The sequence below is a fragment of the Streptomyces sp. NPDC107454 genome (genome assembly GCF_055582885.1).
This window is the reverse complement of record NZ_JBVJPA010000001.1, coordinates 493586-507252: the sequence shown is the minus strand read 5'-3', so window position 1 is coordinate 507252 and position 13667 is coordinate 493586. Positions and strand designations below refer to the sequence as shown.

General features: G+C 70.7%; 13 protein-coding genes. 6 read left to right on the top strand and 7 right to left on the bottom strand.

All coding sequences use genetic code 11. The annotated features are described in order from the left end of the window. Positions 1 to 120 precede the first annotated feature (120 nt). Together ACZ69M_RS02200 and ACZ69M_RS02195 are read left to right on the top strand one after the other, a co-directional pair. Positions 121 to 642: a hypothetical protein gene (locus ACZ69M_RS02200; RefSeq protein ID WP_470046023.1), complete on the top strand. Its 522-nt coding sequence runs from the start codon at positions 121 to 123 to the stop codon at positions 640 to 642. A gap of 138 nt (positions 643 to 780) precedes the next feature. Continuing rightward, a complete protein-coding gene (locus ACZ69M_RS02195) occupies positions 781 to 1398 on the top strand; it encodes a class F sortase (RefSeq protein WP_190168765.1) in 618 nt (205 codons plus the stop codon). 23 nt (positions 1399 to 1421) lie between these two features. On the opposite strand, the gene ACZ69M_RS02190 is transcribed toward ACZ69M_RS02195, so the two are convergent. The 4 genes from ACZ69M_RS02190 to ACZ69M_RS02175 are packed head-to-tail and all read right to left on the bottom strand — an operon-like array spanning position 1422 to position 4793. Beyond that, positions 1422 to 2204, bottom strand: coding sequence for a sulfite exporter TauE/SafE family protein (locus tag ACZ69M_RS02190; protein WP_470046022.1), 783 nt, complete (start codon positions 2202 to 2204; stop codon positions 1422 to 1424). A 10-nt stretch (positions 2205 to 2214) separates the two neighbouring features. Next, entirely contained in the window at positions 2215 to 2868 is a 654-nt protein-coding gene (locus tag ACZ69M_RS02185) for a response regulator transcription factor (RefSeq protein ID WP_470046021.1), read from the bottom strand. A 50-nt stretch (positions 2869 to 2918) separates the two neighbouring features. Further along, positions 2919 to 4208: a sensor histidine kinase gene (locus ACZ69M_RS02180; protein ID WP_470046020.1), complete on the bottom strand. Its 1290-nt coding sequence runs from the start codon at positions 4206 to 4208 to the stop codon at positions 2919 to 2921. Positions 4209 to 4217: 9 nt separating this feature from the next. Then, positions 4218 to 4793, bottom strand: coding sequence for a hypothetical protein (locus ACZ69M_RS02175; protein WP_470046019.1), 576 nt, complete (start codon positions 4791 to 4793; stop codon positions 4218 to 4220). Between the two features lie 370 nt (positions 4794 to 5163). On the opposite strand from ACZ69M_RS02175, the gene nirB reads away from it, so the two are divergent. The 4 genes from nirB (at position 5164) to ACZ69M_RS02155 (ending at position 9653) form a co-directional block, all read left to right on the top strand. Then, positions 5164 to 7797, top strand: a complete 2634-nt coding sequence (gene nirB / locus ACZ69M_RS02170) for a nitrite reductase large subunit NirB (RefSeq protein ID WP_470046018.1) — start codon at positions 5164 to 5166, stop codon at positions 7795 to 7797. After that, positions 7794 to 8144 (top strand): nitrite reductase small subunit NirD, encoded by a 351-nt coding sequence (gene nirD / locus ACZ69M_RS02165; protein ID WP_470046017.1) that lies wholly within the window; start codon positions 7794 to 7796, stop codon positions 8142 to 8144. The genes nirB and nirD overlap by 4 nt, the downstream gene beginning before the upstream one ends. Before the next feature lie 87 nt (positions 8145 to 8231). After that, complete coding sequence (locus tag ACZ69M_RS02160; RefSeq protein ID WP_470046016.1) at positions 8232 to 8816, top strand: TetR/AcrR family transcriptional regulator; 585 nt, start codon at positions 8232 to 8234, stop codon at positions 8814 to 8816. Between the two features lie 66 nt (positions 8817 to 8882). Next, positions 8883 to 9653, top strand: coding sequence for an SDR family NAD(P)-dependent oxidoreductase (locus ACZ69M_RS02155; protein WP_470046015.1), 771 nt, complete (start codon positions 8883 to 8885; stop codon positions 9651 to 9653). Between the two features lie 27 nt (positions 9654 to 9680). Here ACZ69M_RS02155 and ACZ69M_RS02150 read toward each other — a convergent pair whose 3' ends face one another. The 3 genes from ACZ69M_RS02150 to ACZ69M_RS02140 are packed head-to-tail and all read right to left on the bottom strand — an operon-like array spanning position 9681 to position 13591. Then, the gene (locus tag ACZ69M_RS02150) at positions 9681 to 10616 is read right to left on the bottom strand and encodes an oxidoreductase (protein ID WP_470046014.1); all 936 of its coding nucleotides are present in this window, start codon (positions 10614 to 10616) and stop codon (positions 9681 to 9683) included. Positions 10617 to 10658: 42 nt separating this feature from the next. Continuing rightward, positions 10659 to 12944 carry an ABC transporter permease gene (locus tag ACZ69M_RS02145; protein WP_470046013.1) on the bottom strand — a complete coding sequence of 762 codons (2286 nt, stop codon included), beginning with the start codon at positions 12942 to 12944 and terminating at the stop codon, positions 10659 to 10661. Continuing rightward, the gene (locus tag ACZ69M_RS02140) at positions 12941 to 13591 is read right to left on the bottom strand and encodes an ABC transporter ATP-binding protein (protein WP_470046358.1); all 651 of its coding nucleotides are present in this window, start codon (positions 13589 to 13591) and stop codon (positions 12941 to 12943) included. The genes ACZ69M_RS02145 and ACZ69M_RS02140 overlap by 4 nt, the downstream gene beginning before the upstream one ends. Positions 13592 to 13667 lie beyond the last annotated feature (76 nt).

The following is a 13667-nucleotide window of genomic DNA, read 5'->3' as shown; positions in this document are numbered from 1 at the left end:
TGACGCTCCGTCAAGGAGCGAATCCGGCCGACTGCCACTTACCTCGGAAGGGCAGGGGCACGACCGACACAGCGGCACTTGGGGGTGCCGCCGGCCGCGCCCCCTCGGAGGAGCACAGCCATGCGACGCACAGCCCGTCTGCTGACCGGTACCGCGCTCGCCGTCGCCGCGGTGGGCCTCGCCACCGCGCCCGCGTACGGCGGGTCCACGGAGAGTCTGGAGGTGTTCCCCTCCTCCGTCGTCCCGGGGGCCGACGTCACCGTCAACACGGCGGCGTGCGGGGCGGACGGCACCGCCACGGGTGACGCCAGCGCGGTCGGCGCGGGCATCTTCATACTCGCCGCCAGCGCCCACGAACAGGACGCGATCGGCCAGTTCAAGGTGCCGCCGAGCGCCCAGCCGGGGACGTACGAGATCGTCGCGAAGTGCTCCCACGGACGGCAGGTCACCGGCGACCTGATCGTGAACCTGACCGCCACACGCGAACAGATCCATCTGCCGCGTGGGCATGTGAACACGGGGGTCGGCGGCGCACTCGGCCCCGACCCCGTGCAGACCGCGGCGGGAGTGGCGGCCCTGGCCGTCGCCGCCGCGGGCGGTACCTGGCTCCTGCATCGCCGGGCGAGAGGCGACGGGATCTGACGGACACCCTCCGCTGTCCGTCCGCCGGTACCGCCGTCCCCTCCCCCTCCGTGGCCCGACGCCCCTCGCGGCCCGGAGGGGGAAGGGGACCCACCACGACCACAACCGCACAACCCCTGACCCCGAGAGGAGGCTCATATGCGCCGGGTCAGCAACACCGCGATAGCTTCCGTCACCGTGGTCGCCCTCTGCTCAGGGACCTGGCTGCTCCACAACGGCACCCAGGTCCACCCGCCGCCCCAGCCCTCCGCCGCCCAGGCCGGCACCGGCGACGCCCTCCGGCAGGGCGCTCCCGCGCTCCGCCACTCCCCGCCCGAGCGCATCCGCATCCCCTCCATCGGCGTGAACGCCCCGCTGATGGGTCTCGGCCTCACCCCGCAGGGCAGCCTCGACGTCCCGCCCGCCGGGCAGAAGAACCTCGCGGGCTGGTACCAGGCCGGCACCACCCCCGGCGAGCGAGGCACCGCGATCGTCGCGGGCCACGTCGACAACGCCAACGGCCCCGCCGTCTTCTACAACCTCGGCGCCCTCAAGAAGGGCAGCGCCATCGAGGTGGCCCGCCGCGACGGCGGCACCGCGCTGTTCACCGTCGACGCCGTCGAGGTCTACGCGGCCCGCGACTTCCCGGACGAGAAGGTGTACGGCGCCGCGTCCCGCCCCGAACTGCGCGTCATCACCTGCGGCGGCGACTACTCGAAGGCCACCGGGTACCAGGGGAACGTGGTCGTCTTCGCTCACCTCACCGGCAGCCGCTGACCTGCACCTGTGGCGCCTGGCGCCTACGCGATCCACTGCTGGTACGCCAGATTCGCCACCAGCGCGAACACCACCGTCAGCAGCACCACCCGGACGAACCCGCTGCCCTTCTTGAGCGCCGTGTGCGCCCCCACCATGCCGCCCACCAGGTTGAACACGGCCATCAGCGCGGCCAGTTGCCAGTACACCGTGCCCTTCCAGGCGAAGGTCGCGAGGGCGCCCGCGTTGGTGCAGCAGTTGACGATCTTCGCGGTGGCGGAGGCGGTCACCAGGTCGAAGTGGAGCAGCGCGGTCAGCGCCAGGACGAGGAACGTACCCGTGCCGGGTCCGATGAGCCCGTCGTAGAAGCCGATCCCGAGGCCCGCGAGCCCGATCGCGGCCAGCACGCGCCGCGCGGACACCGGCTCGGTGGAGGGCGCCGTACCGAAGGCGGGCCGCAGCATGACGAAGGTCCCGACGCCGAGCAGCACCACCATGACCACCGGCTTCAGCACGTCCGTACTCAGCCCGGCGGCCACGAAGGCACCGGCCGTGGAGCCCGCCAGCGCCGCGAGCCCGATCCGCACGGCCAGCCGCACATCCACCGGCGCCTTGCGCGCGTACGTCACCGCCGCACCGGTCGTCCCGACGATCGCGACCGCCTTGTTCGTCCCGAGCGCGTACGCCGCCGGTGTACCGCCCGGCAGTCCGAGCAGCATCGCGGGGAGCAGAAGCAGCCCGCCACCGCCCACCACGGCGTCGATCCAGCCCGCCGCGAGGGAGGCGAGGCAGAGCACAACGACGACGGTCAGCGATATGTCGGGCATGATCGCGACCTTATGTGACGGTCACCGAGTCCAGGTAGCGCAGGACCGCCAGCACCCGTCGGTGCCCGGTGCCCGACGGCGGCAGGTCGAGCTTGGTGAAGATGTTGGCGATGTGTTTCTCGACGGCGCGTTCCGAGACGGTGAAGGCGCCGGCGATCGACTGGTTCGTCCGGCCCTCGGCCATCAGGGCGAGCACCTCGCGCTCGCGCGGTGTGAGCCTGTCGAGGGCGGTGGCGCGCCGGCTCGCGCCGAAGAGCTGCGCGACGACCTCGGGGTCGAGGGCGGTGCCGCCTGCGGCGACCCGCTCCATGGCGTCCACGAACTCGCCGATGTCGACGACCCGTTCCTTCAGCAGATAGCCGATCCCGGCCGGGTCGGCGAGCAACTGCCGGGCGTACGTCGTCTCCACGTACTGCGAGAGGATCAGCACCCCGGTGCCGGGGTGGTCCCTACGCAGCCGTACGGCCGCCCGTACACCCTCGTCGGTCTGCGTGGGCGGCAGCCTGATGTCGACGACGGCCACGTCCGGACGGTGCTCGGCCACGGCGGCGAGCAGCGTCTCGGCGTCCCCGACGGCCGCCGCGACCTCCACGTCCCGCAGCCGCAGCAGCTGGACCAGCCCATCTCGCAGGAGGGCGGAGTCCTCGGCGATGACGACGCGCATGTGATCCCCGTGATCGTCAGGAGGGCGGCTCGGACAGGACGGCGGCTCGGTCAGCAGGGCAGCTCGACCGTGACCACCGTAGGGCCTCCCGGCGGGCTCTCGCAGGTGAGTGTGCCGTCGACGGTCCGGGCGCGGGCCAGCAGCCCGGTCAGGCCCGAGCCCGCGCCGATCACCGCTCCCCCGCGTCCGTCGTCGCGCACGCTCAGCCGCAGCAGTCCGTCCCGGGCACTCACGCTCACCGCCGCACCGCTCGCCCCGCTGTGCTTGGTGGCGTTGGCAAGGAGTTCGGCGGCGCAGAAGTACGCGATCGACTCGACGGCCGGGCTCGGGCGGTCCGTGATGTCGGCGGCGACCTCGACGGGCAGGGCGCTGTCGGCGGCAAGGGTGGCCAGGGCGGTGTCCAGGCCCTGGTCCAGTACGGGAGGGTGGATGCCCTTCACCAGATGGCGCAGGTCGGCGATGGCCTGGGTCGCGTTGCCCCGCGCGGTGTCGACGACGGCGAGGAGCCGTTCGGGGGAAGCCCCCGCGCCGATCAGCTCCCTGATCATCGTGAGGTGCATCGCGAGGCCGACGAGCCGGGCCTGCGTCCCGTCGTGCAGGTCGCGTTCGATCCGGCGCAGGGTCGCCGCCGCGTCGTCCACGGCCTGGGCGCGGGTCTCCTCCAGGGTGCGGATGCGGCGCTCGGCGGGGTCGGGGCCGAGCAGCGCGCCGAGCAGCGCCCGGTGCGGGACGAGGGCCTGGCGCAGCAGCCAGGACGCGGTGGCGAGGAGCAGCAGCCCGAGGGCCGCCGGGATCAGCCACCGTGGCCAGGAGTCGACCTGGAATCCGAAGAACTCCAGCGACACCCGGCGCGTCGTACCGTCGCTCGCCCGCCGGGTGTCGTAGTTCCACCGCTTGAGGAGGGGGTGGAGGGTGAGCAGGACGCCGTAGACGTAACCGATGACGACGGCGGTGTACCCGAAGACGGCGGTGAAGGGGGTGGCCAGCGCGCAGGCGACGGCGCGCCACCCGCTCCGGTCACCGAGCAGCGCCCGCCGCCAGCCCAGGATCCCGGTACCTTCGCGGCGTTCCGGCTCCTCGATCTCCAGCCCCAGCAGGGCTCGCGCGAGGGCGCGTTGGAGCCTGCCGAGCGCCAGCGCCCCGCGCACGGTCACGGCGACCAGCCACAGTCCCAGCGTGGTCACGGAGAGCACGCCCCCGACCAACAGCCCCACGAAGGTGAGGACGAATCCGACCAGGGCGAGCGGGAAGGCGATCACCCCGTAGAGAAGCGCCGCGAGGGCCTTCCGCCCGAAGGGGAAGGCCACGGGTGCGCGGAGGCGGTTGCGGAGGGGGTGCATGGAGTCAACCTAGGAGAGGAGCGCCGCGGCGAGGCGGAGCTGGACGGCCGCCAGGGCCCGGCCGAGCCACGGCATGAGCAGCAGGAAGCCGAACCCGCCGACGATCGCGTGGAACGCCCAGGCCCCCGCGAAGGTCGGCCCGCCCCACGCGTCGGAGTAGTCGGAACCGGCGGCGCGCAGCGGCCAGCCCAGGTTCATCGGCACCAGGGACCAGCCGTAGACGGTGACGGCCAGCACCAGGAGATTGAGGGGTACGGCGGCCGCGGCGTGGGCCAGTCCCCGCGAGGACCCGGACAGCTCCCGGCCCAGGAAACGGCGGACGAGCCCCCGCTGCCACCGCCCCGTCGGGGCGCCCAGCAGCGCCAGCGGGACGCAGAGCACCCCCACGGGGAACGCCAGCAGCGCGTACGCGACCCGGCGCCAGGTGCCCGCGGTGAACGCTTCGCGGACGAACAGCCAGGCCCGTACGGCGGAGTCGTCGCGGGGCGGCGGAGGCTGCGACTTCTGCTTCTGCTGAGACCTTTGCTCCGGCTTCTGCTGCGGCTTCTGCTGCGGCTTCTGCTGCGGCTTCTCGGAGATGGCCATGCTTCTGTCCCCCTGTTCGTCAGCGGGTGGATCCCGATGCCTCAAGGCTTCCGTGCCGGGGCGCCGCGATCGATCGTGCCCGCACGAGGACCGGGGGTTCGGTTGACCCCACCGAACCCTCACAACCGGGTGCCGCTCCCGCTGAGGGCAGCGTTCCTCCCGGGAAACAGCCGTGATGCGACCGGGTAACACCGGCGTCGCAGGCTGCGGTGCATGACCTCGAATGCGCCCGCTCCCTGACCCGGTTCACCCTCGCCCCCGGCCCGGGAGAGACCGGAAGAGACCGGAAGGGCCCGGGAGGGAATCGCACCGCTCCCCCGCGGACAGCGCCCCGCTGCTCCACCTGCTCACCAACGACGGAGGCTCCTGAATGTCCACGGACACGACGATGACGACGGCGGCGAACGCCACCGACGGCAGCGCGCACACCATCGTGCTCGTCGGCCATGGCATGGTCGGCCAGCGCTTCCTCGAAGCGCTCGCCGAACGCGGCCTGACCGCCACGCACCGTGTGGTCGTGCTGTGCGAGGAGCCGCGCCCGGCGTACGACCGCGTCCAGCTCACCTCGTACTTCTCGGGCCGCACCGCGGAGGAACTCTCCCTCACCGACACCGAGTTCATCACCGCGCACGGCATCGAACTGCACCTCGGCGACCCGGCCGAGACGATCGACCGGGAGGCCAGGCAGGTCACCGCGCGCTCGGGTCTGGTCATCACGTACGACACCCTGGTCCTCGCCACCGGCTCGTACCCCTTCGTCCCGCCGGTGCCCGGTAAGGACGCCGAGGGCTGCTTCGTGTACCGCACCATCGAGGACCTGCTCGCCATCGAGGAGTACGCGAAGGCGCGGGCGACGACCGGTGCGGTGGTCGGCGGCGGCCTGCTCGGACTCGAGGCCGCGGGCGCGCTGAAGGGGCTCGGACTGACCACGCACATCGTGGAGTTCGCGCCGCGCCTGATGCCCGTACAGGTCGACGAGGGCGGCGGCGCGGCGCTCCTGCGCACCATCCAGGACATGGGCCTGAGCGTGCACACGGGCACGGGCACCCAGGAGATCGTCACCGGCGACGACGGCGCCGTGACCGGGATGAAGCTCTCCGACGGCTCCGAACTCCCCACGGATCTCGTGGTGTTCTCGGCCGGCGTCCGTCCGCGCGACCAGCTCGCCCGCGACACCGGTCTCACGGTCGGCGAGCGCGGCGGCATCACGGTCGACGACCAGTGCCGCACGTCGGACCCGCACGTGTTCGCGATCGGCGAGTGCGCCCTCGCCTCGGACGGCCGGGTGTACGGCCTGGTCGCGCCCGGCTACGAGATGGCCGAGACGGCCGCCGCGACGATCGCCGCGGACGAGGCCAGCTTCACGGGCGCCGACCTGTCCACGAAGCTGAAGTTGCTCGGCGTCGACGTCGCGTCCTTCGGCGACGCGCACGGCGCCACCTCCGACTGCCTCGACGTCGTCTACTCCGACTCGCGCTCGGGCACGTACAAGAAGCTGGTCATCGGCCGCGGCGGCGAACTGCTCGGCGGCATCCTGGTCGGCGACGCGGACGCGTACGGCACCCTGCGGGCCTTCACCGGCTCCGTGCCGCCGATCGCCCCCGAGCAGCTGGTGCTCCCGGCGGGCGCGGGCGCCCCGGTCGCGCTCGGCCCCTCCGCGCTCCCCGACTCCGCGGTCATCTGTTCCTGCCACAACGTCACCAAGGGCACGATCCGCGGCGCGGTCACCGAGCACTCCTGCACCACCGTGCCCGAGGTCAAGAAGTGCACCAAGGCCGGTACCGGCTGCGGGAGTTGTGTCAAGGTCCTCGGCCAGCTCGTCAACGAGGAGCTGGAGGCGAGCGGCGTCGAGGTCGACCACGGCCTGTGCGGCTGCTTCTCCCAGACCCGCGAGGAGCTGTACGAGATCGCCCTCGCGCTGCGCGTCCCCTCTTTCCAGGTCCTGCTGGACCGCTACGGCCGCGAGGGCGCCCGGGGCGGCGAGGGCTGCGAGGTCTGCAAGCCGGCCGTCGCCTCGATCATCGCCTCCCTCGCCCCGGCCATCGGCGCCAGCGGCTATGTCCTGGACGGCGAGCAGGCGGCCCTCCAGGACACCAACGACCACTTCCTCGCCAACCTCCAGAAGAACGGCTCGTATTCGATCGTGCCGCGCGTCCCCGGCGGCGAGATCACCCCGGAGAAGCTGATCGTGATCGGCGAGGTGGCCCGGGACTTCGGCCTCTACACGAAGATCACGGGCGGCCAGCGCATCGACCTGTTCGGGGCGCGGGTCGAGCAACTCCCCCTCATCTGGGCGAGGCTGGTGGACGCGGGCTTCGAGTCCGGGCACGCGTACGGAAAGGCCCTGCGCACGGTCAAATCCTGCGTCGGGCAGACCTGGTGCCGCTACGGCGTCCAGGACTCCGTCCGCATGGCGATCGACCTGGAGCTGCGCTACCGGGGCCTGCGCTCCCCGCACAAGCTCAAGTCGGCGGTCTCCGGATGCGCCCGCGAGTGCGCCGAGGCCCAGTCCAAGGACTTCGGCGTGATCGCCACCGCGGGCGGATGGAACCTGTACGTCGGCGGCAACGGCGGCGCCACCCCGCGCCACGCGGACCTGCTCGCACAGGACCTCTCCGACGCCGAACTCGTCTGCCTGATCGACCGGTTCCTGATGTTCTACATCCGCACGGCGGACCGCCTGGAGCGCACGTCGACCTGGCTGGAGCGGATTCCGGGCGGCCTGGACCACATACGCGAGGTGGTCGTGGAGGACTCGCTCGGCATCTGCGAGGAACTGGAGTCGCTGATGGCCGCGCATGTCGCCGCCTACCGCGACGAATGGGCCGAGACCATCAACGACCCCGAGAAACTGGCCCGGTTCGTGTCCTTCGTGAACGCCCCGGACACCCCCGACCCGGTCGTCGGCTTCGTCCCCGAGCGCGACCAGATCAAGCCGGACCTGCCGCTGCTGAGCATCGGCCGCCGCCCCTCGGAAGCCCTGGAAGGAAGCGCCCAGCGATGACCCTGGCACCCGAAACGACCACCCTCACCGTCCAACTCCGCCTGACGGACTCCTGGCTGGCCCTCTGCGACCTGTCCGCGCTGACGCCGGGCCGCGGAGTCGCCGCCCTGCTCCCGGACGGCGGCCAGGCGGCCGTCTTCCTCGACCGCGCGGGCCGGATGTACGCCATCGACAACCGCGATCCGTTCAGCGGCGCGGCGGTCCTCTCCCGCGGTCTGATCGGCTCCCACCAGGGCCGCCCGTTCGTGGCCTCGCCCCTGCTGAAGCAGCGGTTCGACCTGGAGTCGGGCCGGTGCCTGGACGACGAGACGGTAGGGGTGACGACGTACGAGGTCCGGATTTCCTGACGGCCGGGGTGACCGGGATCTCCTCGCGCCCGCCGGTCACCCCGGTCTTACTTGACCGATCATTCTCGATTGACCTACGGTCATCCCATGGTCAGGACCAAGGAATTCGACCCGGACGCCGCGCTGCAGTCGGCCCTGGAGCTGTTCTGGCGGCGCGGCTACGAGGCGACATCCATGACGGACCTCGTCGAGCACCTCGGCGTCGGCCGCGCCAGCCTCTACGCGACCTTCGGCAACAAGCACGAGCTGTACCTGAAGGCACTGGACCGCTACCAGCAGGCGCGTAATCCGCAGCTCCTGCGGGAGCTCTCCCAGCCGGGTCCCGCACTGCCCGCCGTACGAGCGGTGGTACGCCGCTTCGCGACCGAGGCGGCGACCGAGGGAGGACGCCTGAGCGGCTGTTTCGTCACCAACACGGCCGCCGAACTGGCACCCCACGACACGGCCGCGGCCCGCCGCGTCGAGCACAACTGGGACCACCTCGAGACCCTGCTGCACTCGGCCCTGGTCCGCGCGCAGGCCCAGGGCGAACTGCCCGCCGACCGCAATCCGCTCGCCCTCGCCCGCATGCTGCTGGTCCTGATGCAGGGCCTACGGGTGGTGGGCAAGGCGTCCGCGGACCCGGCCCGGGTCCAGGACGCGGCGGAACAGGCGCTGACGCTGCTCGACTGAAGACCACATCCCAAGGCCCACGCACGCCTTCATACTGAACCGATCGGTCAAATAAGGGGATCCGGAATGACCACACGCTCACGCTTCTCGGGAAAGACGGCCCTCGTCACGGGCGCCGGATCCGGCATAGGCCGGACCACCGCCCTGGCGTTCGCCGCGGAAGGCGCCCAGGTGGTCGTCGCCGGCCGGACAGCCGCATCGCTCGACGAGACGGTCGCGCTGATCGAGGCCGAGGGCGGAAAGGCGCTGGCAGTGACCGCGGACGTGTCACGCTCGGACGAGGTGCGCGCCCTCGTCGAGGCGGCCGTCGACCGTTTCGGCTCCCTGGACGTGGCGGTGAACAACGCGGCCGTCTTCCACGGCGGAACACCGCTGGCCGACCTTCCGGAGGCCGACTGGCACGCCGAACTGGACATCAACGTCACCGGCGTGTTCCTCGCCCTTCAGGCGGAGATCCGGCAGATGCGGACGCAGCCGTCCGGCGGCGCGATCGTCAGTCTCGCCTCCACGATCGGCCTGCACACCCGCCGCCCGGGCGTCGCCGCCTACGCCGCCGCCAAGGCCGCCGTCACCGCGCTGTCCCGTGCCGCGGCCCTCGACCACATCGCCGACGGAGTCAGGATCAACGTCGTCAGCCCCGGCGCCTCCGCCACCACGATGTCACTGCGGCCGCGCGAGTCGGAGGCCGAGCGCGTGGAGCGGGCACGTCACGAACTGCCTCTGGGCCGCGTGTCGAAGACCGAGGAGGTGGCGGCGGCCGTCCTCTACCTGGCGTCGGACGACGCGGCGTCGGTCGTGGGCACGGACCTGGTGGTGGACAGCGGAGGCGCCCTCTGACGCGGACCGGGGAGCCGGCGAGTCAGGTCACTTCAGAGCGTCGTAGGTCACGCCGGTGAGCTGCTCGGAGGCGCTCCAGAGGCGCTCGCCGACGGCGTCGTCGCGCGTCCACCCGGCCCGCCAGGAGCTCGCGGGCGCGCCGCGCCACATCGCGAACGAGGGTCCGGTGAAGGAGTCGGGCCGTACACCGGGCGCGGTGGCGGCGTACAGCGTGGGCAGGGCCCCGGCGTCCGGGCTCTGCGCGAGGAGCCGGTTCCCGATCTCCATGACCCGCTCGGCGCCCTTGCGCCCCGCGAGCTTCGGCCCGGCGGTCTGGAGGTTGGTGGAGGCGTACCCGGGGTGAGCGGCGGCAGCGACGACATCGGACCCGGCGCCGGCCAGCCGCCGCGCCAGTTCGTGGGTGAACAGAAGATTGGCGCTCTTGGACCGCCCGTAGGCGACCCAGCGCCGATACCCGCCGCGCTCGCTGTCGAGGTCGTGGATGTCGATGTTGGCGAGCACGTGGAACATGCTCGACACGGTCACGACGCGGGCGCCCGGGGTGGCGAGCAGCGCGGGAAGCAGCAGCCCGGTGAGCGCGAAGTGTCCCAAGTGATTGACCCCGAACTGAGTCTCGAACCCATCGGACGTACGCGCGAACGGCAGAGCCATGACCCCGGCGTTGTTGACGAGAAGATCAAGCCGCTCGCCGTACACAAGGTCGAACATCGCCGCGAACTCCGCCACGGAGTCGAGATCCCCGAGGTCCAGCCGTACGAACTCCACGTCCGCGCCGGGCACTTCGGAGGTGATCCGGTCCCCCGCCTCGCTCCCCCGCGCCTCGCTGCGACAGGCGAGCACGACCCGCGCCCCACGCCGCGCCAGCTCACGTGCCGTGACGAACCCGATCCCGCTGTTGGCCCCGGTGACGACGGCCGTACGGCCGCGCTGATCAGGGATGTCACTCACATTCCACCCGGCCATGCCCAGACCCCTCTCCACCACTGCTCGTCACTCACCGTACGCTCAGTCTCGCCGGATCAACTCGGGATCAATCCTCCGCCCCACCAGCGGCAACGCGCCCACGGCGGCGACGACCAGCACCCCGAGAGCACACGCGAGCAGCAACGGAACCCCGCCCCCGTCCCAGAAGACGGCCCCGCCCCCGGTGACCAGATAGCTCGACTCGGCCATCTTCCCCACCACCACGGCCAACACCAACCCCACAGCCAACGGCAACACCACCTGCACCACCTGCACAGCCCGCAACGTCCGCGCCCGCGCCCCCAACAAGGCCAACGCAGTAACCTGCGGCCGCCGCTCCACGGCCCGGTCGGTGACGGCGACGAGGTAGGCGGCTACGCCGATGATGAGGCCGAGGATCATGCCTACGGCGAGGAGGGTTTTTACGATGGTGATCTGTTGGAGTGCCTCGACCGCAAGGCCTTGAGGCTCGACCTGCGCGGTGGGGGCTGCCCCACCGATGGCGTCGAGGACACGGCGTACGGTTTCTGGGCCGGAGCCACTGATCAGGCTGAGAGTGGCATCCTCCGAGCGAGTGTGCTGGGGCACCATGGAGGGTGGCAGGAGGATCGACCCGCTATCGACCACCTGGGCGTCCACGGGGTTGTGGAACCGGACCTTCTGATACGGCACTGTGAGCTTCAGGTCGCGGGTGTGCCGCCCGCCGCGAACGGCGAAGTGGACAGTGTCACCCGCCTGGATGTTGGCCTGGACCTGCGCGGAATCCCACAGCCACAGAGGCTGCCCGTCTACACACCCTTCAACCGACGGCACCGCCTTGCGCAGCTGGTCGCATGTGGCCACCACTGCGTCGACGCCCGGTTTCGTCGACGCACTGCCACCAGCTTTCGGCTGCAAAGCAACGAGGTGTGCCTGCAGACCTGGCAGCTCTTCGAGAGCGTGCTGCTGAGACGCATTGATCTCCTCAAGCAGGATGTCGTAGACCTGAACGGGAGAGTTGCTCTTGGTGACCTGCTCCAACTCAATGAGCACCCCTTGCGCGAGAGAAGCCACGAAGACCAGCAGAACGAGCCCCGTCGCCACCCGAAGCACGCCACCCGGCTCGGCTTCGTTCCGGCGCATCGCAAGACTGAAGGAGAGCGACTGCGTGGAGCGGGCCGTCCGTCGAGCCAGGAACCTGGACAGCGAGGGCAGCGACAGCGCGAGCCCTACGCCGACCAGAACGACCGCTGATGGCACGAGCACCGAAGACAGTGCTGTGCTCGTGGGAGCATGCCCGGCGGCTCCGGCGATGCAGTACCCCGTCAGAATGCCCATGCCTGCGGTCAGCGGCAGGAATCCCCACCTTGACGGCGACTTCTCCACCGCGCCACGCCGGACAGCCAGCGGGTTTGCTGCCGCCTTGCGTGCGCTGGCACGGCCTACAAACCAGGCGAGCGCTGGGCAGCCCACGAGGCACACCAGAAGGGTTGTAACAGACAAGGCTCCATCACCCGGGTACCACTTGAACCCCGGCAGGCCGATTCGCGAGACAAGTTGATTCACGATGTCGTACTCGGCAAGACCCAGAACAGCACCCACGCCAGCCGCCGCGACCGTCTCTGCGGCGTTCACACGTTGAGTGCCCTTCCTGCTCAGCCCCAACAGACGGAGGGCAGCCAATCGGCGTGTCCGTTCTGCGGCGGAGAGCCGTGCGCACACGGAGAGGAAGACTGCGAGGGGGAGCAGCACGACTCCGGCCATCGTGAAGCGGACGATATCGAGCGTGGAGGGCTCCACTGTGGGATCCGGAGCGTAGTCCTTGCCCCATTGCTTCACGGGATACCCGCCGGACAGTTCGGCACGGCTCATGCCCACGTACGCGACGAGTTCATCCGGACGAGCCAGCCCTTGGGCTCCGATCAGCCCTGCTTCATTGCCCGGAAAACGCTGAGCCAAGTCCGGTTGGTCTCGCAGTAGGCGATGCAGACGCGGAGAAACGAACACCTGGTCATCCCGTGGGAGCGACTTCAGACCGGGCGGCGGTGCGATTGACTTCGTCCCTCGTGCGACGAAAATCCGGGTGAGAGGGGCCGAGCCATACGGGTCAGTGCGGCTGAGACTCAGCGGAAAGCCGCTGTTGATCCTCTGGCCGGACTGATCCAGCGGGACGACCGGCTGCCGGGCCGCGATGCGCCCGTCCTGCGCCGCTAGGATTCCGGGAATGGCAAGCACGATGGCCAGGCAGCACACACCGAGCGAGCCACCCACTGCCATGAGCACGAATCGCGCACGGTTGCCACGCCCGCTGCCGAGCAACAGGCGAAGCCCCAGAAGGAGTTCCTTCACGCCACGTCCTGTTCTCTGGCGAGCACCCCGTCGGACATCGTGTACCGGCTGTCCGCGCGGGCCGCGACGTTCTGGTCGTGGGTAACGAGGACGACCGCCGTGCCTTGCGATCTCGCAAGGGCGAGGAATTCCTCCAGCACGGTGGCGGCGTTGGCTCTGTCGAGTGATCCGGTCGGCTCGTCGGCGAAGACCACAGTTGGCCGATGCACGAGGGCGCGCGCTACAGCAACCCGCTGGTTCTGACCGCCCGACACTTGCGAGGGGCGCCGCTCCCGCAGTTCGGCGAGTCCAAGCCGTCCCAGTAACTCCCCAGCGGCAGCGAGCGCCGTGGCCTTGCGCTGCCCGGCTAGTCTCAGCGGCAGAGCGGTGTTCTCCTCCACAGTCAGTTCGGGCAGCAACTCGCCGTGCTGGAAGACGAATCCGAAGCGGTCACGGCGCAGGGCGCTGAGTTCGTCGTCGTCGAGTGCACCCAGCTGGAGTCCTTCGAAGCGGACTTCGCCGCCTGCGACGGGCAATACTCCGGCCAGGCAATACAGGAGGGACGACTTGCCCGAACCGCTCTGTCCCGTGATGGCCACGACCTCGCCCTGGCTGATTGCAATGGCCGCGCCCCTGACGGCGTGCGACTGCCCATAAAAGAGGTCGATTCCTCTGGCCGACAGGACTTCTGACGTTGTGATGCGAGCCTCCAGGAGAGCGGAAAGGAAAGGACCCGGGGCTGCG